The organism is Nonomuraea salmonea (assembly GCF_042428605.1).
Classification (GTDB): domain Bacteria; phylum Actinomycetota; class Actinomycetes; order Streptosporangiales; family Streptosporangiaceae; genus Nonomuraea; species Nonomuraea salmonea.
Window position 1 is genome coordinate 129,722 of record NZ_JBHMCF010000037.1, and the last position, 17,597, is coordinate 147,318.

Genomic DNA, 17,597 nt, shown 5'->3' on the forward strand with positions numbered 1-17,597 from the left:
TCATTTGACTGCGGGCCGTTTCCGCTGGTTATCAAGTAGCTTGTTATCAAGGACCTTGATAACGGCGTGAAACTTACATGCCGGACAGAGCGCGATATCGTCTCCTGGTGACCGATCCGGGTACCCCCTCGGCCGCCGCGCCGGACCCGCCGCCGCCCCACGTGAGCTATCTGGTGTTCCGCTTGGAGCGCCTCGTTCGCGCCTGCCTGGACGAGGCGCTGGCTCGCCACGGCGTGACCACGACCGCGTACATGGCGCTCAGCGAGCTGCGCCTGCGCGACGCCCCGTCCTCGGCCGACCTGGCCCGCATCGCCTTCGTCACCCCGCAGGCGATGAACCTGGTCATCCGCGACCTCGAACAACGCGGCCTGATCCGCCGCGACCCCCATCCCCGGGGCGGCCGCGCGTTGCGCACCCGCCTCACCCCCGAGGGCCTGCGCGTGCTGCGCCGCTGCGACCGCTCCCTGGACGCGATCGAGGCGGTCATGCTCGCCGACATCGACGACAAGGACCGGGCGACGCTCGCGGAGACGCTCACCTCGTGCGCCCGCGCCCTCCGGGTCAGGGACGGAGCACGGTGAGCCGGAAGGGGGCGGCCTTGTCGGCGGCGTGGGTCACCGCCTCCACGGCGTCGTCGAGCGGGAACTCCGTGACCTCCCACTGACGCAGGTCGAGCAGGCCGGAGCGGGCCAGCGCGACCAGCCGCAGCGGGGCGTCGCGCCGGTACATCCACTGCCCCCGCACTGTCACGTTGTTGCGCATCAGCCACCGGTACGGCAGCGCCAGCTCCGCGCCGTCCAGCATGCCGACGCCGCCCATGAGCACGACCCTGCCGCCCTCGCGCACCGTCATGGCGGCGGCCCGTACGGGAGCCGGCCCCGCCGCTGGCGGCAGGATGTCGAGCACCAGGTCCACGGGGCCGCCCGCCGCCGTGATCATGCGCTCGGTGTCCCCTTCTCCGGTGAGCCGTACGGGGGTGACGCGGTCGCCGAAGCGGCGTACCAGCTCGGCCAGCGCGCCCTCGTTGCGTCCCGGCGCGACGACGCGGGCCGCCCCCATGGCCAGCGCGACGGCGACCGCGGCGCCGCCGAAGTTGCCGGTCGCCCCGCTGACCAGCACCGTCTCCCCCGGCTCCAGCCCGCCCGCGAGGAAACCGCCGTACGGGACGAGGGCCGGCGTCAGCGCGCTCCACACCCCGGCGTCGGCGGGCTCGACGGGGCCGAGCGGCACCGCGTTCTCGGTGGGGATCAGCAGGCGCTCGGCGAACGAGCCCTGACCGAAGTGCCGCTGCAGGAGCAACCCGCCCTCGCCGCGCGCGCTCAGCCCCTGCAACGTCATGTCGGGGGTCAGGACGTCGTCGCGGGAGCGGATGGCGGGGTCGCACAGCACCCAGTCGCCCGGGGCGAGCCGGGTGGCGTCGGGGCCGCACGCGCGTACCCGGCCGATCGCCCCCGCGCCGGGTGTCACCGGCAGCGTCAGCGCGTACTGCCGCTCGCCGCTGAACACCTCCGTCGCGTACGGCAGCACCGGCGCCGCCACGACGTCCACCACCACCTCGCCGGTGCCCAGCACCGGGTCCGCCACCTGCTCCACCGCCAGCGGTGAGCCGAACTCCTTCAGCACGGCAGCCTTCATGATCATGCTCCTTTCCGCAGAACCGACCACATCCTGGCCGCCCGCCCAGGGTCGTGACCAGGACCGGTATCGTCCTGGGATTGCCCGATACCACCCTGCGGAAAGGCGGCGATCATGCCCGAGCCCACCGGCCGCGCGCTCGGCGACTTCCTGCGTTCGCGGCGGGAGCGCCTGACCCCTGAGGCGGTCGGGCTGCCGCCGCGTCAGCGCCGCCGCGCCCCCGGCCTGCGGCGCGAGGACGTCGCCGAGCGGGCGGGCATCGGCATCGACTGGTACGTACGCCTCGAACAGGGCCGTGCCGTCAGCCCCTCCCCCGCCACCATCGACGCCCTGGCCGGCGCGCTCTGCCTCGACGAGACCGAGCACGCCCACCTGCGCACGCTGGCTCACCGGCCCGCGCTGCCGGCGTTCACCAGGGAGCGCGCCCCCGAGGGCTCGGTCCGCCTGCTGCGCGGCCTCGGCCGGCCCGCCTACCTGACCGGCCGCCGCTGGGACGTCCTGGCCGCCAACGACGCCGCCGAGGAGTTGTTCACCGGCCTCGACCGGCTGCCGCCCGGCGACCGCAACGTGCTGGTCTACCTGCTGCTCACGCCGATGGCCCGCGACGTGTTCGGCGCCGGCTGGGCCGCGCAGGCGCGGCACGCCACGGCCCAGTTCCGCGCCGCCTACGATCTGTGGGCTCCTGACGCCGCCTTCACCGCCCTGGCCGATCGCCTGCGGCGCGGCTGCCCGGAGTTCGGCCGCTGGTGGACGCGGCACGACGTCGCGCGGGGCGGCGCGGGCGGCAAGGTGCTGCACGGCCGCGCCTTCGACTACGCGACCTTCCAGGCCAACGAGGACCCCGGCCTCCGCCTCACCGTCTACACCCCCCGCTGACGCAGGGGGGAAGGCGCGGAGCGCGCCGGCCGGCGCCTGATGCGGAGAGTCAGGCGCGGAGCGCGTCGATCAGGGCGTCGGCGGCGGCCAGTGCGGCGGCCTGGTCGACCCCCGCGCGGGAGACCAGGGAGAGGCCCTGCACGGTGAAGAGCAGGAGCTGCGCCTGGGCCTCGGGGGTGGCGGCCGTGGTGACCTCGCCCTCGGCCTGCGCGCGCCGCAGGGCGCCGGCGACGATCTCGATGAACCGCGCGTGCGCGCGGGCCACGACCTCGCGGGCCTCGTCGTCCTGCGGGACGAGCTCGGCGGTGGTGTTGCCGATCATGCATCCATGGGGGGCGTCGGGGGTGTCCTCCGGCGTGCGGGCCGGGGTCACGAGCACCTCGCGCAGCGCCGGCAGCGCCGGGCCCTCCCGCAGTGCCGCGGTCAGGCTTCGCTCGTAGGTGTCCCAGTAGAGCCGGACCGCGGCCAGGTAGAAGCTCCGCTTGTCGCCGAAGGCGCCGTACAGGCTGCCCCGCTCCAGGGAGAGTGCCTCGACGAGGTCCTGCACGGAGGTCGCTCCGTAGCCGCGGGACCAGAAGAGCATGAGCGCGCGCTCCAGCGCCTGGCTCTCGTCGAATGCGCGGGGGCGCCCGGTACGTGCCATGGCCTGAGGTTATGACTTTTTGACCGCTTGCACAAAACGGCGTACGGTGGCGCCTGGCCGACTTTTTGAACGGCTGCACAGAACTATGTGAGGAGAGCTCCATGAGTCGTCTTGCCGGGAAGTACGCACTGATCACGGGAGGGACGAGCGGCATCGGGCTGGAGACGGCCCGCCAGTTCCTCGCCGAGGGAGCGGCCGTCGCGATCACCGGCCGCTCGCAGAAGCGGCTGGAGGAGGCCGCCCGGCATCTGGACGGCCCGCTGCTCACCGTCGTCAGCGACGCCGGCGACGTACCCGGGCAGGCGGCGCTCGCGGCGCGGCTGCGCGAGGAGTGGCCGCGGCTCGACATCGTGATGAGCAACGCCGCCGACGTCACCCACCTGCCGATCGAGGAGTGGACGGAAGACGCCTTCGACAGGCTCGTCGCCACCGACCTCAAGGGCCCGTTCTTCCTGATCAAGGCGCTGCTGCCGCTTCTGTCGCGGCAGGCGTCGATCATCCTGATCGGCTCGGTCTCCGCCTTCGTCGGGCACGAGAACGCGGCCGTCTACGGCGCCGCGAAGGCGGGTCTGCTGTCGTTCGCGCGCGGGCTGACGTACGAGCTGAAGGAACGCGGCGTCCGGGTCAACGGCCTGAGCCCCGGTCCCACCCGCACGGACGTCTTCGCCTCGCTCGGGCCGGAACGGCAGGCCGCCATCTACGACGAGTTCCGCCGCGTCGTCCCCCTCCACCGCATCGGCACCGCCACCGAGCTGGCCAAGGCCGCCGTCTACCTCGCCTCCGACGAGTCCGCCTACACCGCCGGCACCGTCCTGCGCGTCGACGGCGGCATCGGCGAGCTCGCCTACTGACCTCACGGCGGTCAGGGCTGCGAGATGAGCCGGATGCGGACGCCGTTGTCGTACGGGAGCACGATCGTCTGGTCGCGGCCCAGTCTCCACCGCGGGTTGACCAGGAACAGCCGTCCGCCGGAGGCGAGGAGGAGGCGGAAGCCGCGGTAGCGGTGCTCGTAGCCGGGGTCCTTGCCGGTCGTGCGGAGCCGGGTGTGGGTGATGCCTGAAGGCACGTCGTGCAGCTCCTGCTTCACGTCGATGACCACTTCGGCGCGCTGCGGCAGCTCGGCGGCGTCCTGCTCGCCGAGGCCGATGCCGTACGCCCAGGCGACCGTGGTGGACGCCCAGAACAGGCCGGCGACGGCCAGGCCCGCCACGCTCAGCACGCCGTTCCTGGCCAGCCGTGGTGACAGGAGCGGGCGGCCGCGGTTCCTGCCGTGGACGTGGATCCCGTACGCCAGCGCGGCCGGGCCGGACGCGAGTGCCAGGGGTGTCGTGCCGATGACGACGCTGGTCTGGGCGTCCTGGAGGAACATGCCGATCAGCGCGCGGGCGACCAGCAGCACCCCGACCAGCGCGATGCCGGCCGCCATGAACGTGTTGAGCGGGTCGCCCGGGCGGCGGGCCAGTTGCCTGGACACGGCGGCGTGGACGGCGATGACCAGGAGCGCGCCGAGGCACATCAGGGCCGCCGGGACGTACACGACCTCGAGGCCGTAGAGGAGCAGGCTCTGGTTGGACAGCTCCGCCATCTCCAGGGAGACGCCGAAGTAGTCGAAGCGGGCGCGGGTCGCCACATAGCCGAAGTAGATGAGCACCGCGGTGGCCAGCGTCGTGGGGCCGACGGCCTCGGCGAACTGCCGCATCCGCGCCGAAATCGGCTCCTGCCCGCCGTCCGCCGGCTGCTCGGACGCGGTCCGCACGGCCGGCCGCCGAGGCGTGGCCTCCTCGACCGGCTGCTCGGGCGCGGGCTCCGTCGCCCGCGCGGTCCGGCGGGAGGCCGGCTCTTCGCCTGTCGGCTGCGGCTTCCGCGCGTCCGCCTGTTCGACGTCGCTCGTCATTCTCCCTCCGGCGTCGTGGCCACGGTTTCGCCAGGTGTGGCCTCACCCGAAGTGTCCGGGGTTTCGGTGATCTCCAGGGAGGGTTCCGGGGAGGTGGCCGGGTCGTCCTCGTCGCCGGAGGTGTCCGTGCCGCCGATGTAGTAGTCGAACTGCGGGACGTTATTGGCGGTCGCACCCCTGATCTCCACCGGCCGCTGCTCTGTCGGCGGCCGGCCACCCCAGTCCTGGACCTCGTCGCAGGGCGAGTCTTCGACGTTGACGCACCTGTACCGGAAATGGACCACGGCCTGGATGACATACGGGCTGTCGGAGGGCTCTCCCGTGATGACCGCGCCGGCCAGGCACTGGGAGCCGGGCCGCAGCGTGACGCCCTGGCACAGCGGGTCGCCGGTGGGTTCGCAGCGGCCGGGAGCCGAGCGGGCGCCGGCGCGGCCGGGAGCCGAGCGGGCGCCGGCGCGGCCGGGGCCGGAGCGCACCTCGAAGGAGACCGACTCGATCGTCCCGGCGGTCGAGGTCTTGTTGATGATGGTGACGCACCCGTCGTCACCGGGAGAACCGTCCAGGCGCACGCCGTTCCAGCGGACGCTCCTGCGGTTGTTGCGGGACTTCTCCTGCGACCTCTCCTGAGACGTCGGCTCGCCGGCGGGTGGTGGCACGTCGTCAACGTCCTGCTCGGGTACGTCCTCGTCGTCCACGGGCAGGTTCACCCCGGCACCGGTCGGCGACCCTCCCGGATCGCCGGTGGCGACGCCGACCAGCCAGACGATCCCGGCCACCGCCACGAGGCCGAGCACGCCGGCCATGATGATCACGCGCACTCGCGATGACGCCATGGCTCCCCCTGTGGACGCCGCTCACTTCTCCTGATCACTCAGGATCGGCCGCCCGCGCCGGGGAACGCATGAGTACCCTCTACTCAATTGGGGGCAAGAGCGCGCGGGCGGCCTGCTCGGCGAGCCAGTCCGCCGACTCCTTCCAGCTCCAGCCGAAGTCGCGTACGGTCCGCCACGCCTCGAAGCCGAAGTAGAACCACAACGTCTGCTCGATCTGCGTGCCGGTGAGCCCCTCGCGCAGGCCGCCGACGGCGATCAGGCGGGCGGTCACGGCCTTGAACCTGTCGCGCACGGCCCGGATCGCCACGTCGGCGGCCGCGGCGACGTCGGGATCGGCGTACTTGTTGTTCAGCAGGATCGCCAGCACGTCGTGGCGGCGCCTGCGCACCTGCCCGGTGCCGTCGGCCAGGATGCGCAGGATCTCGCGCGGGTCGGAGCACTCCTCGATCCTGCGCAGGGTCTCGACCGCCGCATCGTCGCCCGCGCCGTCCTCGGACAGCGCCATGATCAGGGCGGGCTTGTTGCCGACGCTGGTGTAGACGGTGTTGACGGCGACGCCGGCCGCTGCGGCGACGGCGGCGACACTCGTCCTGGGGTAACCCTGCTCGGCGAACAGGGTGGCCGCCGCCTCGATGATGGACCGCCGCGTGTCCTCGGCGTGCCTGGCCCGCACCGGTGACCGATAGCCGCGCTCAACCATGCCCCTGATCTTAGCCACTCAATTCAATGTAGAGTCACTACTATGAATAGTAGCTCCATCCAATCAATCGAGGACGTCGTCGTGGTCGGCGCGGGTCCCGTCGGGCTGTGGGCCGCGGCGGAGCTGGCGCTGGCCGGGGTGCCAGTCGTGGTCCTGGAACGGGCGGCGGAGCGCAGCCCGCACTCGAAGGCGCTGGGTGTCCATCCGCGCACGATCGAGGTGCTGGCCATGCGCGGCCTGGCCGGGCTGTTCCTCGACGAGGGGACGCCGGTGCCGCGGTGGCACTTCGGGATGCTGGAGAGCCGGCTCGACTTCAGCGTGCTCGACACGCCGTACCCGTTCATGCTGGCCATTCCCCAGGTCCGCACCGAGGAGCTGCTTGAGGAGCACGCGCGCGCGAAGGGCGCGGTGATCCTGCGCGGTCACACCGTCACCGGGCTCGGCCAGGACGGCGAGCGGGTGACCCTGCACGTGGACGGCCCTGACGGCGCGTACACCCGATCGGCCGGTTACGTCGTGGGGGCCGACGGCGCGGGCAGCACCGTGCGCAAGGCGGCGGGCATCGCGTTCCCCGGGACCGACACGACGTCCTACGGCTACGTCGCCGAGGTGCGGCTCAGCGAACCCGCCGTGGCCAGCGCGCACAACGAGCACGGGGCCCTCATCAGCGTCCCCGTGCGCGACGGGAGGCACCGGATCGCCGGCGTGGACGCGCACCACAACGGCGCGGCGGACCCGTTCACGCTGGAGGCACTGCGGGAGACCACGATCCGGGTGGCGGGCAGCGACTTCGGGATGCACGACCCGGGCTGGTTGTCCCGGTTCGGGAACGCGACGAGGGTCGCGGAGACGTACCGCAAGGGGCGGGTCCTGCTCGCGGGCGACGCGGCGCACATGCACCTGCCGGCGGGCGGAGTCGGCCTGAACGTCGGCGTGCAGGACGCGATGAACCTCGGCTGGCGGCTCGCCGCCGTGGCGCGCGGCGAGGCGGACCCCGCGCTGCTGGACGGCTACCACGACGAACGCCACCCGATCGGCGAGCAGCTCGCGGAGCACACGCTGGCCCAGTCGTCGCTGATCACCGCGACCTCACCGGACGGCGCCGCGTTGCGGTCGCTGCTGAACGGCCTGCTCGCGACGGTGCCCGAGCTCTCTCTGGCGCTGGCCCGCAAGCTGTCGGCGCTGGACGTGGCGTACCCGTCGGACGGGCATCCCCTCACCGGTGCCCGGGTGCCCGGCCGCTTCGAGCTGCTGGAGTCCGGCCGGCCCGTCCTGCTGCACCGGCCCGGCGCGCTGGGCGCTGAAGCGGCCGCGCTCGCGACGGCGATGGGGATCGACGTGGTCGCCGGAGAGCCGGCGTGGACCACCGCCGCGGGAGTGGTCGTGCGTCCTGACGGGCACGTGTGGTGGGCCTCCGACACCGCGGACGGCGCGGAGGTCATGACGGCGCTGAGGGGACTCGGCGCGACCTTCAGCCGGGCCATTTGTGAAAGGACCGGCAGGTCCTAGACCTCGGCTCGGCGCGATTTGGCTGATCTGAAACGGGACTATATAGTCCAAATCCTATGCCGAGACGGCGCCCACGGCACTCCAGTCATGGGCCGCTGCCGGCGAAGGAGCGACATCGTCATGAGCCATGCCACCGTTGGAGCCGTCCCCGGGCGGTCGGCGAAGAGCCCCCGGCGGCTGCTCACCCGTCCGCAGGGTGTGCCGTGCCGGCCCGTGTGCTCCGTCCGCGCCTGGTGCACCGTCATCGCGGCGCTGCTCACGACCAGCGCCTTCGTGGTGCTCGGCGTGACCCTGGATCTGGCGATCCGCTCCCACGTCGAGTCCACCTCCTTCCGCCTGTCAGAACGGGTGGCGAGCAAGTGGAGCCCGGTCGTCCGGCGCGGCGCGCTGCCCAGGACGATCCCCGCCGACCCGCACCTCGGCCTCATCCAGCTCGTGGACACCCAGGGCCGGGTGATGAACGCCAGCAGGGCGGCCTCGTCGAGCGTGCCGCTGAGCCGGCACCGGCCGCCGCCGGACGCGCGCTTCCAGCCGTACCGTGAGTGCCGGCCGGACGGCGGATGCGTCCTGCTGGAGGCCATCCGCCTGACGCCGGCGCGAGACGCGAAGGTCCTGTACGCCGGCATCCCCGAGCCCGACCTGCTGGCCACCCACAAGCTCGAGTACGCCATCGCGGCCGGGATCGTCGCGGTCACGGGGGCCGCGGCCTGGACCGCATGGGTGCTGGTGGGGCGCGCGCTGCGTCCCGTCGAAGCGATCAGGGCGCGGATCGCGCAGATCACGGTCAGCGACCTCAGCCTGCGCGTCCCCGAGCCGCGGGGCAACGACGAGATCCACCGGCTCGCCACCACCGCCAACCAGACCCTCGACCGGCTGGAGGACGCGGTGGGGCAGCTGCGCCGCTTCGCATCCACGACGAGCCACGAGCTGCGCACCCCGATCTCCGGGCTGCGCACACAGCTGGAGGAGGCGCTGCTCTACCCGGACGACGTCAACGCCCAGGACGCGCTGCGCAGCGCGTTGACCACGGTCGACCGGCTGGAGGCGATCGTCGACGACCTGCTGCTGCTCGCCCGGCTCAGGTCGGCCGGCCCGCTGCCTCCCGCGACCCTCGATCTCGGCCGGCTCGTGGCCGAGGAGGTGAGCGCGCATTCCTCGTCCGTGCCGGTCAGCGTCGACGCGCCGGCCGGGCTGGAGGTCTCCGGCTCCCGGATGCAACTGATCCGCGTACTGGACAATCTCCTGGCCAACGCTCTGCGGCACACCGCGTCCCGGGTGGAGGTCGGCGTCGCGCGGGCCGGCGACGGGGTCGCGCTCACCGTGGCCGACGACGGGCCCGGCATTCCGCCTCACCAGCGCGAACGCGTCTTCGACCGGTTCGTCCGCCTGGACGACGGCCGGCGGCGCGACCCCGGCGGGAGCGGTCTGGGCCTGGCCATCTCGCGCGACATCGCGCACGCCCACCACGGCACGCTCACGGTCGAGGACTCGCGGCGCGGGGCCAGGTTCGTCATGTGGCTGCCGCTCGCGGGCAGCGGGAATAGAACCGGCGTGCCCGCTCGCTGCATGGGGACGACCGGGCCGGCCGATCAGGGGACCCTGTTCTCCGGCGACACCGACGACTCATAGGGAGACGACATGACCACCGAAAAGGCGATTCTCGCCGGCGGCTGCTTCTGGGGCATGGAGGAGTTGTTCCGCCACCAGCCCGGCGTCGTGTCGACGCGCGTCGGCTACAGCGGCGGCGACGTCCCCAACGCCACCTACCGCAACCACGGCACTCACGCGGAGTCCATCGAGGTCGTCTACGACACCGACAAGACCGACTTCCGCGCGCTGCTCGAGTTCTTCTTCCAGATCCACGACCCGTCGACGAAGGACCGCCAGGGCAACGACATCGGCCTCAGCTACCGTTCTGCGATCTTCTACACCAGCGACGAGCAGAAGCGGATCGCCGAGGACACGATCGCCGACGTCGACGCCTCGGGCCTGTGGCCGGGCAAGGTCGTCACCGAGGTCACCCCTGCGGGCGACTTCTGGGAGGCCGAGCCTGAGCACCAGGACTACCTGCAGAAGTACCCCAACGGCTACACCTGCCACTTCCCCCGTCCCGGGTGGAAGCTGCCGAAGCGGGCGTCGGCCTGACCTCATCGGTGCGCGGACCTCGCTCCGCGCACCGGAGCCCTGCCCTCGCCGTCACCCGGCGAGGAACGACTTCACGTGGTCGAGCGCCATGTCGAGGGCGACCTCCATGGGCTTGATGTCGTGCGCGGCCTCGGCCAGCAGATAGCCGCCCTGGAGGGCGGCCAGCAGACCCGTGGCGAGTCTCTCCGGGTCGGCCTGCGGCCTGAGCACGCCGTTCTCGCGCATCCGCCGCAGGCCGGCGGCCAGCAGCCCTTCCCACTCCGCGAACGAGGCGGCGAGCGTGGTGCGGGCCTGGTCGTCCTGGTCGGCCAGCTCGCTCGCCAGCGAGCCGAGCGCGCAGCCGTAGGCGCCGTTCTGCAGCGCGTTACGCTGCACCAGCGCGTTACGCCAGCGGACCAGGCCGTTGAACGACTTCAGCCGCTCCAGATTCCCGCGCTCCCGCTCGAGGACCTGCGCGGCGCGTGCCTCGACGACGGCGCGGACCAGCGCCTCCTTGTCGGGGAAGTGGTTGTAGAGCTGCGACTTGCTGGTGTTGCTCGCGGCCCGCACGTCGTCGAGCGTGGTCGCGTTGACGCCCTTCATGTACATCAGCTCGAGAGCGGCCGCGACGATGCGCGCGCGGGTCGTGGCGCCACGGGAGGTCAGCCTGCGTCCCGTCGGTGCGTTCTCCGGCTTGCCCACCCGTCCAGCCTACCCCGGCTGATCTCTTCTCCATGGACCCGAGAGTCCGCCCCAGCACACCCCCATCTCTGCGGAACGACCCCGCAAAGGGCCGCCATATCCCCTGGCCGCCATCGCTCAGGTGGTATCGTTGTGGACGAAATAGTCCAAACATGCGGCTCGCGGCTACGGCGGCGAGCACCCGGACGCAGGGAGGCGTCGCATGAAGGCGATCGTGGCGACGGACGAGGCCGCAGGAACGGCCGGAATGACTCTGACCGAGCGGCCCAAGCCCGAGCCGGGGCTGAACGACGTGCTGGTGGAGGTGCGCGCGGCGGGGTTCACCTCGGGAGAGCTGACGTGGCCATCGACGTGGGTCGACCGGTCCGGCCATGACAGGACGCCATTGATCCCCGGGCACGATCTGGCCGGCGTGGTCGTCGCGCTCGGCTACGGCACGACGGGGCTGTCGGTGGGCCAGCGGGTGTTCGGCATCACCGACTGGTACCGCGACGGCGCGCTCGCCGAGTACGTGGCCGTCGAAGCGCGCAACCTCGCCCCGCTGCCGGGCGACATCGACTTCACGCTGGGCGCGAGCCTGCCGATCTCGGGCCTGACCGCGTGGCAGGGGCTGTTCGATCACGGGCGCGTCCGGGCGGGGCAGAGCGTCCTCGTCCACGGCGCGGCGGGCGCGGTCGGCTCCATGGCGGCGCAGCTCGCCCGCGAGGCCGGCGCCCACGTCATCGGCACCGGGCGCGCCGGCTCCCGGCAGACGGCGCTCGGCTTCGGCGCGCACGAGTTCGTCGACCTGGAGAACGACGCGCTGGAGGACGTCGGACAGGTCGACCTGGTCTTCGACGTCCTCGGCGGCGACATCGGACGCCGCTCCGCCGCCCTGGTGCGCCCCGGCGGCACCCTGGTGTCCGTCACCGGCCCCGTGGAGGCGCGCCCCGCCGACGGCCTGGCGATCGACTTCGTCGTCGTGTCCGACCCTGCCCAGCTGAGCGAGCTCGCCCGGCGCGTGCGCGACGGACGGCTGCGGATGGCCATCGGCAACGTCGCCACCCTGGACGACGCCGTCGCCGCCCTCAACCCGACCGAGCACGTCAAGGGCAAGACCATCATCAGCGTCCATCCGTGAGAACCCGGCGCCACGATCGCCTCACCCGCAGCCGGGCACCTCGCCGTGGTTCAGCGAGACGGACCTCGGCCGGCCCCTCAAGGGCCAAACTTGCTACAGGGCACTCACCGGAGGGCCGGTCTTCATGGACTTCTTCGGGCGCGGGGGATGAGGGGCAGGGTGGCCGCCATGAGGACGGCGGTGATCAGCAGGGCCGGCGGGTAGCCGGTGAGCGGGGCCAGGAGGCCGACGGCGAAGGCGCCCGCGGCCATGCCGCTGTCGTAGGCGGCGTTCCATAGAGCGCTGACGGTGCTGAACTGTTCGGGGCGGACGCGGGCGTACATGACGGTCATGGTGGCGTTCTGCAGGACGCCGAACCCGGTGCCGAACACCGCCGCCCCGGCCAGCACGCTCGCGCTGGAGGAGGTCACCGACACGGCGGCCAGCCCGGCCGCCGACATCAACAGCCCCGGCAGCAGCAGCCGTTCGTGCCCGCGCCGGTCACCCGCGCGGCCCGCGACCCAGCGGGCGAGCGCGGCGGTGGCCGACTGGGCCAGCAGCGCGGCGGGCGCGAGCCAGACGGGCCCGCCGCGCACCGCCAGCGGCACGAACGTGGCCAGGACGCCGGTCCCCGCCGCCGACGCGGCGAAGATCGCCGCCGGCCACATCAGGGCCGGCGTACGCAGCCCGGCCAACACCCCTGCGGCCCGCCCCGCCCCTGCGGCCCGCGCCGCTCGGCGGGGACCAGTTCCGCGGTGAGCGCGCCGCCCGCCACGACGGTGATCGCGAAACCCACGCCGCGCAGGGCGCTGACGGCGATGACGACCGCGGCGTCGGAGGAGGCGAGGAGGACGAGGGTGGGCGCGCCCAGGGCGAGCAGGCCGAGGCCGAGCGCCCAGCGGTAACCGATCCTGGCGACCAGCGCGGGCGCGGCGAGTTCGACGGCGACAGTGGTCACGAGCAGGGCGGCGTTCGCGGCGCCGGCCACGGCAGGGCCGGCGGAGCGCTCGGCGTACTCGGGGACGACGGAGAACGGCAGGAAGAACCCGATCGACGAGGCCACCACCGTGGCCATCCGCACCAGCAACGCCCCGGTGACGATCGGCGGACGGGCGACGACGCTCATCGGCGCGGCCCCGTCTTCAGGGGCGTCGACTCGCCGCGTTCGATCATGGGAACCCTCCAGTGGCCGGGGGAAGAGTGACCGGAACATCCGTAGAGACCGTCCGGCCGCCGCGAACTCACCGCGGATCCGCCACCGCCTTTCCGGCCGGCCACGCTGCTCACAGCAGATCTGCCGCAGGCAGATCCAGGCGACTCCGCTCCGAAGGGCCGCACATGATGGACGCATGAGCGAAGAAGAGAAAGTTCCGCTGTTCGACCGGCGAATGCGACGTGAGCTTTACGAGCGGCGCATTCTCGTTCTCGACGGCCCGCTCGACGACGACAACGGCACTTTGCTGGCGACGCAGCTGATGGCACTCGCCACTCAGGAGCCGTCGGCCGACATCGCCTTGTGGATTCATTCGCCGGGCGGCTCGGTGCCGGCGATGCTGGCCATTCGCGACGTCATGCGTCTCATTCCCTGTGACGTTTCGACGCTCGTGCTGGGCATCGCCTACAGCGCCGGTCAGTTCCTGCTGTCGTCGGGGACCAAGGGCAAGCGCCGCGCCCTGCCGCACTCCCGCGTCCTGATGCACCAGGGCTCGGCGGGCATCGGCGGCACCGCCGTCGACATCGAACTGCAGGCCAACGACCTGCGGCACACCCGTGACACGGTGCTCGGGCTCATCGCCGAGGACACCGGCCAGCCCGTCGAGCGCATCTTCGAGGATTCGCTGCACGACCGTTGGTACACCGCGCAGGAGGCGCGCGAATACGGGTTCATCGACGCGATCGTGCAGTCCTTTGACGAAATAGCCCCGCACGCTCGTCCGCGACCCGGATTCGGCGTGGCAGAAGGAGACGCCAAGTGAGTTCCTACACGATTCCGAACGTCATCGCGCAGAATCCCCGTGGCGAGCGGATCATGGATGTCTATTCGCATCTGCTCACCGAGCGCATCGTTTATCTCGGCACCGCGATCGACGCGGGGGTCGCCAATGCCCTCATCGCGCAGCTGATTTTCCTGGAGTCGGACAACCCCGACGGAGAAATCCAGTTCTACATCAACTGCGAGGGCGGGGATCCGAGCGCGATGCTCGCGATCTACGACACCATGCGCCACATCCGGCCGCGGGTCTCGACGACCTGCGTCGGGCAGGCCGTCGCGGTCGGCGCCGTCCTCCTCGCCGCGGGGGCCGAGGGGAAACGCGCCGCTCTCCCCCACGCCCGCGTGATCCTGCACCAGCCGGCCGCTCAGGGCCGCGGCACGATCCCCGATCTCATCCTGCAGGCCGACGAGGTCGTACGGGTGCGGGCCGACATCGAGCGCATCCTGTCACGGCACACCGGCCAGAGCATCGAGACCCTGCGCGCCGACACCGACCACGACCGCGTGTTCACCGCGGCCGCGGCCATGGAATATGGGCTCATCGACCAGATCATCGAGGAGCACCGCTAGGCCCGTGCTACGCGGCCAGGCAGACGGCGCCCTGCGACGTGCTCGGCTGTGCGGACCGCACGCGGTCGGCGACGGCGAGCGTCAGATCGACCAGGGTCACATCGAGCGCGCCGGCGACCGCCGCGATCATCTCACTCGACGGCTCCTTGACGCCTCGTTCCATCTCGGAGAGATATTGCGGCGAGACTCCGGCGCGCCCGGCCGTGTCGCTCAGCTTCTCGCCCCGCTCCTGCCGCATGCTCCGCAGGCACTCGCCGAGCGCCTCCCGCCACAGCGGCTCGCGCGCGGCCGGGGCGGGCTTGAGCGCGGTGCGCTCGACGGCGGGGCGGAGCGGCGTGACGGAGGCTGACTGCTGGAAAGAGGAGACCATACCCCACACGATAGGGAGATGACGGGCCGCCGTCCCGCCTGCTTCGCGCACAGCGGAACCAGCGGGTTGACGTGAAGCCGTGGCGCGGCTTCAGGCGTTCGAGGAGTTCGTGCGACGGTTCAGGAGTTCGTGCGCCGGCTCAACGGCTCCGGCTCCCACGCGGTCGCCGTTCCGCGTGCACATCGGGGAGACGATCGACACCAGGCGGCCGGGGGGACGAGGTGCTCATCGTGTACGACGGCGGGACGCGGTTCCTTCGTAAGGATCCATGAGTTCCTGATCGACGTGATCGAGCGCCATGCGTACGGCGCCGTACGCGATGCTCTCCTCGCCGAACGTGGACGGCGCGATCTCGGGCGGGTTGAGACACATGTCGGCCAGGTGCGCGCGCATGCGTTCCAGCAGCACCCCGCCGCCGCGGGCGAGCACGCCGCCCACGACGACCAGTTCGGGGTCCACGGCGACCACGAGCACGGACGCGCCCCGCGCGAGCCCGCGGGCGAGCCTGTCCACCAGCGCGAGCGCCTGCGCTTCGCCCGCCCGCGCCGCCTGGAAGAGCTCGTCCGCGTCCCGTCCCGTCCCGGCGAGCACGGCGGACGCGTCCTCCCAGCCGGTGAGCGGCAGCCTGCCCAGCTCGCCGGCGCTGCCGGTGCGGCCCGTACGCAGGCGGCCGTCGAGCAGCAGCCCGTGGCCGGACCGGTAGCCGGTGAGCACGTAGACGACGTCGTCGACGTGGCGGGCGCTGCCCCGCCAGTGCTCGGCGACGGCGGCGAGGTTGGCGTCGTTCGCCGCGAAGCCGGGGCAGCCGAACCATCGGCCGACCTGCGCGGCGAGGTCGAGCCCCGTCCAGCCGGGGATGAGGGTCGAGACCGACACCCGGCCCGAGCGGTCCACGACGCCCGAGGTGCCCGCCGTGGCCGCCCAGACGTCCCCGCGCGCCGGCCCGGCGGCCTCGACGCAGGCGGTGGCGGCTTGCTCGGCCAGCGTGAGGCGTTCGGCGGCGGGCAGGTGTTCGTCGGTGTCGAGCCGGTGTTCGCCGATCACGTCGCCGTTGAGGTCGGCCAGCATGGCGAGGATGCGGCGCGGCCCCACGTCGAGGCCGACGACGTGACCCGCCTCCGCCCTGAACGCGAAGCGCCGGGCCGGCCGTCCCGTGCCGCCCTCGGCCGGCGCGACCTCCCGCGCGAGCCCGCGCGCGGTCAGGTCGGCGAGCGCCACCTCGGCGGTCTGCCGCGACAGGCCGGCGGCGCGCGCGAGCCCGCTCAGCGTCTGCGGCCCGCCCCTGCGCAGGGCGTGCAGGATGGCGCGGGTGTTGAGGCGGCGCAGCAGCGCGGTGTCATGAGTCGTCATAAAGCCCCTTGACCATAGGACTGGGGCAACTCTAGCTTTATGTCGCGTCTTTACATAACTGGAGCTGAGAGCATGCCGCACATCGAGCTGGCCCTGGTCGGGGCGGGCGACCGGGGGACGAAGTACACGAGGTACGCGACGATGGACGGCCGTGCCAGGCTCACCGCCGTAGCGGAGCCCGATCAACGGCGCAGGGACGCCCTGCTCGCCGAGCACCCGGACGCCCTGAGCTTCGGCGACTGGCGCGACCTCGCCGAGCGGCCCAGGATCGCGGACGCCGTGGTGATCGCGACGCTGGACGCCGACCACGTGGAGCCGGCGGTGCGCTTCGCCGAGCTGGGCTACCACGTGCTGCTGGAGAAGCCGATGGCCATCGACCTGGAGGACTGCCGGCGGATCGTCGCGGCGGCCGAGCGGTCCGGCGTGGTGTTCGCGGTCTGTCACGTGCTGCGCTACACCACCTACACGCAGCAGGTGAAGGAGGTGCTCGACAGCGGACGGCTGGGGGAGATCGTCACCATCGAGCACCTGGAGCCCGTCGGCTGGTGGCACCACGCCCACTCCTACGTGCGGGGCAACTGGCGCCGTACGGACGAGGCCACGTTCATGCTGCTCGCCAAGTCGTGCCACGACCTCGACTGGCTGACGTACGTGATGGGCCGCCGCGTCACGCGGGTGTCGTCGTTCGGCGGCCTGAAGCACTTCACGGCCGAGAACCGGCCCGCGGGCGCCGCCGACCGCTGCCTCGACTGCGCCGTCGCGGCCGATTGTCCCTACGACGCCAGGCGCATCTACCAGCCCTACGTGGGCGAGGAGAAGCGCTGGCCCCTGGCCGTCCTGACCGACGACCCGTCGGAGGCGGGCCTGCTGCGGGCGCTGCGCGAGGGCCCGTACGGCAGGTGCGTGTACGCGTGCGACAACGACGTCGTGGACCACCAGGTGGTGAACCTCGACTTCGACGGCGGCGCGACGGCCTCGTTCACCATGACCGCCTTCTCACCGGCGGCCCTGCGCAAGACCCGCATCTTCGGCACGCACGGCTTCCTGGAGGGCGACGGCGCCCGGCTCACCGTGACGGACTTCGTGACCGGCGAGACCGAGGTCATCGACACGAACCCGCCCACGGACGGCCACGGCGGCGGCGACCAGGGCCTGATCACCGCCTTCCTGGACGCCCTCGACCGCGACGACCCGGCCGCGATCCTCTCGGCCCCGAGGGAGAGCCTGCATAGCCACGAGATCGCCTGGGCGGCGGAGGAGTCCCGCCTGACCGGCACCGTCGTCACCTTGTAGGCGATC

The 17,597-nt window shown here is 72.3% G+C and carries 20 protein-coding genes; 10 read left to right on the forward strand and 10 right to left on the reverse strand.

All coding sequences use genetic code 11. The annotated features are described in order from the left end of the window. The first annotated feature begins 107 nt into the window (after nucleotides 1-107). Nucleotides 108-581 (forward strand): MarR family winged helix-turn-helix transcriptional regulator, encoded by a 474-nt coding sequence (locus ACFFR3_RS32030; protein WP_364380797.1) that lies wholly within the window; start codon nucleotides 108-110, stop codon nucleotides 579-581. Here the strand turns inward: ACFFR3_RS32030 and ACFFR3_RS32035 are convergent. Next, complete coding sequence (locus ACFFR3_RS32035) at nucleotides 562-1,635, reverse strand: zinc-binding dehydrogenase (protein ID WP_379484353.1); 1,074 nt, start codon at nucleotides 1,633-1,635, stop codon at nucleotides 562-564. The two genes, ACFFR3_RS32030 and ACFFR3_RS32035, sit on opposite strands and share 20 nt — an antisense overlap. 114 nt (nucleotides 1,636-1,749) lie before the next feature. On the opposite strand from ACFFR3_RS32035, the gene ACFFR3_RS32040 reads away from it, so the two are divergent. Next, complete coding sequence (locus ACFFR3_RS32040) at nucleotides 1,750-2,511, forward strand: helix-turn-helix transcriptional regulator (RefSeq protein ID WP_345408986.1); 762 nt, start codon at nucleotides 1,750-1,752, stop codon at nucleotides 2,509-2,511. Nucleotides 2,512-2,560: 49 nt separating this feature from the next. On the opposite strand, the gene ACFFR3_RS32045 is transcribed toward ACFFR3_RS32040, so the two are convergent. Beyond that, a complete protein-coding gene (locus tag ACFFR3_RS32045) occupies nucleotides 2,561-3,154 on the reverse strand; it encodes a TetR/AcrR family transcriptional regulator (RefSeq protein ID WP_379484354.1) in 594 nt (197 codons plus the stop codon). A gap of 101 nt (nucleotides 3,155-3,255) precedes the next feature. On the opposite strand from ACFFR3_RS32045, the gene ACFFR3_RS32050 reads away from it, so the two are divergent. Then, nucleotides 3,256-4,005 carry an SDR family oxidoreductase gene (locus tag ACFFR3_RS32050; protein ID WP_345408990.1) on the forward strand — a complete coding sequence of 250 codons (750 nt, stop codon included), beginning with the start codon at nucleotides 3,256-3,258 and terminating at the stop codon, nucleotides 4,003-4,005. An 11-nt stretch (nucleotides 4,006-4,016) separates the two neighbouring features. On the opposite strand, the gene ACFFR3_RS32055 is transcribed toward ACFFR3_RS32050, so the two are convergent. The 3 genes from ACFFR3_RS32055 to ACFFR3_RS32065 all read right to left on the reverse strand — a co-directional run bounded on the left by ACFFR3_RS32055 (nucleotide 4,017) and on the right by ACFFR3_RS32065 (nucleotide 6,599). Next, nucleotides 4,017-5,048, reverse strand: a complete 1,032-nt coding sequence (locus ACFFR3_RS32055) for a hypothetical protein (protein ID WP_345408992.1) — start codon at nucleotides 5,046-5,048, stop codon at nucleotides 4,017-4,019. Continuing rightward, nucleotides 5,045-5,881: a hypothetical protein gene (locus ACFFR3_RS32060; protein ID WP_345408994.1), complete on the reverse strand. Its 837-nt coding sequence runs from the start codon at nucleotides 5,879-5,881 to the stop codon at nucleotides 5,045-5,047. The genes ACFFR3_RS32055 and ACFFR3_RS32060 overlap by 4 nt, the downstream gene beginning before the upstream one ends. Before the next feature lie 79 nt (nucleotides 5,882-5,960). Continuing rightward, nucleotides 5,961-6,599: a TetR/AcrR family transcriptional regulator gene (locus ACFFR3_RS32065; protein ID WP_379484355.1), complete on the reverse strand. Its 639-nt coding sequence runs from the start codon at nucleotides 6,597-6,599 to the stop codon at nucleotides 5,961-5,963. Between the two features lie 24 nt (nucleotides 6,600-6,623). Here ACFFR3_RS32065 and ACFFR3_RS32070 point away from each other — a divergent pair, with 24 nt between their 5' ends. The 3 genes from ACFFR3_RS32070 to msrA all read left to right on the forward strand — a co-directional run bounded on the left by ACFFR3_RS32070 (nucleotide 6,624) and on the right by msrA (nucleotide 10,235). Next, complete coding sequence (locus ACFFR3_RS32070) at nucleotides 6,624-8,090, forward strand: FAD-dependent monooxygenase (RefSeq protein ID WP_379484356.1); 1,467 nt, start codon at nucleotides 6,624-6,626, stop codon at nucleotides 8,088-8,090. Nucleotides 8,091-8,210: 120 nt separating this feature from the next. After that, nucleotides 8,211-9,719 (forward strand): sensor histidine kinase, encoded by a 1,509-nt coding sequence (locus ACFFR3_RS32075; protein WP_345409001.1) that lies wholly within the window; start codon nucleotides 8,211-8,213, stop codon nucleotides 9,717-9,719. 9 nt (nucleotides 9,720-9,728) lie between these two features. Further along, entirely contained in the window at nucleotides 9,729-10,235 is a 507-nt protein-coding gene (msrA, locus tag ACFFR3_RS32080) for a peptide-methionine (S)-S-oxide reductase MsrA (RefSeq protein WP_364380827.1), read from the forward strand. Nucleotides 10,236-10,286: 51 nt separating this feature from the next. Here the strand turns inward: msrA and ACFFR3_RS32085 are convergent, their stop codons facing one another. Beyond that, the gene (locus ACFFR3_RS32085) at nucleotides 10,287-10,916 is read right to left on the reverse strand and encodes a TetR/AcrR family transcriptional regulator (RefSeq protein ID WP_345409003.1); all 630 of its coding nucleotides are present in this window, start codon (nucleotides 10,914-10,916) and stop codon (nucleotides 10,287-10,289) included. A 202-nt stretch (nucleotides 10,917-11,118) separates the two neighbouring features. Between ACFFR3_RS32085 and ACFFR3_RS32090 the strand changes: the two genes are divergently transcribed. Continuing rightward, entirely contained in the window at nucleotides 11,119-12,036 is a 918-nt protein-coding gene (locus ACFFR3_RS32090; RefSeq protein WP_345409005.1) for an NADP-dependent oxidoreductase, read from the forward strand. 122 nt (nucleotides 12,037-12,158) lie between these two features. Here ACFFR3_RS32090 and ACFFR3_RS32095 read toward each other — a convergent pair whose 3' ends face one another. Together ACFFR3_RS32095 and ACFFR3_RS32100 are read right to left on the reverse strand one after the other, a co-directional pair. Beyond that, a complete protein-coding gene (locus ACFFR3_RS32095; RefSeq protein ID WP_345409007.1) occupies nucleotides 12,159-12,683 on the reverse strand; it encodes an MFS transporter in 525 nt (174 codons plus the stop codon). Continuing rightward, nucleotides 12,683-13,141, reverse strand: coding sequence for an MFS transporter (locus ACFFR3_RS32100; RefSeq protein ID WP_345409009.1), 459 nt, complete (start codon nucleotides 13,139-13,141; stop codon nucleotides 12,683-12,685). Before ACFFR3_RS32100 ends, ACFFR3_RS32095 begins: the two co-directional genes overlap by 1 nt. Nucleotides 13,142-13,364: 223 nt before the next feature. On the opposite strand from ACFFR3_RS32100, the gene ACFFR3_RS32105 reads away from it, so the two are divergent. Together ACFFR3_RS32105 and ACFFR3_RS32110 are read left to right on the forward strand one after the other, a co-directional pair. Further along, complete coding sequence (locus ACFFR3_RS32105) at nucleotides 13,365-13,991, forward strand: ClpP family protease (RefSeq protein WP_345409011.1); 627 nt, start codon at nucleotides 13,365-13,367, stop codon at nucleotides 13,989-13,991. Continuing rightward, the gene (locus ACFFR3_RS32110; RefSeq protein WP_355425154.1) at nucleotides 13,988-14,578 is read left to right on the forward strand and encodes a ClpP family protease; all 591 of its coding nucleotides are present in this window, start codon (nucleotides 13,988-13,990) and stop codon (nucleotides 14,576-14,578) included. The genes ACFFR3_RS32105 and ACFFR3_RS32110 overlap by 4 nt, the downstream gene beginning before the upstream one ends. 7 nt (nucleotides 14,579-14,585) lie before the next feature. On the opposite strand, the gene ACFFR3_RS32115 is transcribed toward ACFFR3_RS32110, so the two are convergent. Further along, nucleotides 14,586-14,948: a helix-turn-helix domain-containing protein gene (locus tag ACFFR3_RS32115; RefSeq protein WP_345409013.1), complete on the reverse strand. Its 363-nt coding sequence runs from the start codon at nucleotides 14,946-14,948 to the stop codon at nucleotides 14,586-14,588. Between the two features lie 225 nt (nucleotides 14,949-15,173). Further along, nucleotides 15,174-16,298, reverse strand: a complete 1,125-nt coding sequence (locus ACFFR3_RS32120; RefSeq protein WP_345409015.1) for an ROK family transcriptional regulator — start codon at nucleotides 16,296-16,298, stop codon at nucleotides 15,174-15,176. Nucleotides 16,299-16,370: 72 nt separating this feature from the next. Between ACFFR3_RS32120 and ACFFR3_RS32125 the strand changes: the two genes are divergently transcribed. Then, entirely contained in the window at nucleotides 16,371-17,591 is a 1,221-nt protein-coding gene (locus tag ACFFR3_RS32125; RefSeq protein WP_345409017.1) for a Gfo/Idh/MocA family protein, read from the forward strand. Nucleotides 17,592-17,597: the final 6 nt, after the last annotated feature.